General features: G+C 57.2%; 1 protein-coding gene. It reads right to left on the bottom strand.

The genetic code is table 11. The features are described 5' to 3' along the window. Positions 1 to 61 precede the first annotated feature (61 nt). A complete protein-coding gene (locus EC915_RS24680; protein ID WP_133753067.1) occupies positions 62 to 1,312 on the bottom strand; it encodes an IS256 family transposase in 1,251 nt (416 codons plus the stop codon). Positions 1,313 to 1,364 lie beyond the last annotated feature (52 nt).

The following is a 1,364-nucleotide window of genomic DNA, read 5'->3' as shown; positions in this document are numbered from 1 at the left end:
GGGACTGTCAGATTTTTTGTGTGCGGGCCGGTAACGGCCTGCCGTCAGGCAGTCCGTGCTTTTACCAGGTCGGCCTGATAAATCGATCTCCGTACAGAATCGCGAATTGATTCATCGCATTCTTCCAGTCATGGGCCGCAGAGCCCCAGTTTGCTGTGATATTGCGCAGCCCAAGCCAGATCAGTTTGGTTGCTGCATCGTCGGTCGGGAAGTGGCCGCGAGTCTTGATGATCTTTCGTAGCTGAGCGTTGATGCTCTCGATGGCGTTGGTCGTGTAGATCACTTTTCGGATCGCAGGCGGGAAAACGAAGAATGGAATCACGCGATCCCAAGCCCGTCGCCAAGCCGCCACTACCGTGGGATATTGCTTGCCCCAGGGCCCGCTTTCAAACGCATCCAGCGCTTGCTCGGCCGCTTCGGCGGTGACTGCCTGGTAAATCGGCTTGAGCGCCTTGGCCAGCTCTCGACGCTTATCCCAGGCCGCATAATCAAGGCTGTTGCGGATCAGATGAACGATGCAGGTCTGCAGTGTCGTGTCTGGAAACACGGCGCCAAGGGCTTCTGGCATGCCTTTGAGGCCATCGGTCACGGCAATCAATACGTCTTCGACGCCGCGTGTCTTCAGATCGTTGAACACCTTCATCCAGAACTTGGCGCCCTCAGTATTTTCGATCCAGATGCCGAGAATATCGCGTGTCCCGTCAGGCAGAACACCCAGGGCTAGGTAGATCGCCTTGTTGCGAACCAGCCCCTCTTCGCGAATTTTGACCCGCAGGGCATCAAAGAAAATCACCGGATACATCGGCTCCAGAGGCCGCTGTTGCCACGCACCGATCTCTGCCATGACCTCGTCGGTGACAGAGCTGATGAAGTCAGGCGACACGTCCGTACCGTACTGCTCGGACAGAAACGCACGGATCTCTCTCACCGTCATTCCACGGGCGTACATGGCGATGATCTTGTCGTCGAAACCGGTGTAACGGCGCTCGTGCTTGGGGATCAGAATGGGCGAAAAACTGCCGTCCCGGTCGCGAGGGATATCCAACCGGATCGGGCCATCCCCGGTCAGAACCGTCTTACCGCTTTTGCCATTGCGCTGATTGGTTTCATCCTCTGGGCGCTCCGCGCCCGGCGGATAGCCCAGGTGATGACCGAGCTCGGCATTGAGGGCTCGCTCGATCAACGCCTTCTTGAACGCCGCAGAGGCGTCTTCGATGGCTTCAGCGGTCATCAGCCCGCCGCCGAACTGCTCGAGCAGCTCTTTAGGTATTTTTGGTAGCTCGCGTAACGCAGGTTTCTTTTTGGTTGGCATACATGCACCTCTTGCTCATGTTATGCCCGAACACAAAATTTCTGACACCCCC

The organism is Pseudomonas sp. LP_7_YM (assembly GCF_004364435.1).
GTDB lineage: Bacteria > Pseudomonadota > Gammaproteobacteria > Pseudomonadales > Pseudomonadaceae > Aquipseudomonas.
This window is presented reverse-complemented; position numbering and strand designations above follow the sequence as displayed.

Excerpts from the sequence above, each read along its gene's own strand:
- EC915_RS24680 (WP_133753067.1), bottom strand. The coding sequence starts at position 1,312 with ATGCCAACCAAAAAGAAACCTGCGTTACGCGAGCTACCAAAAATACCT.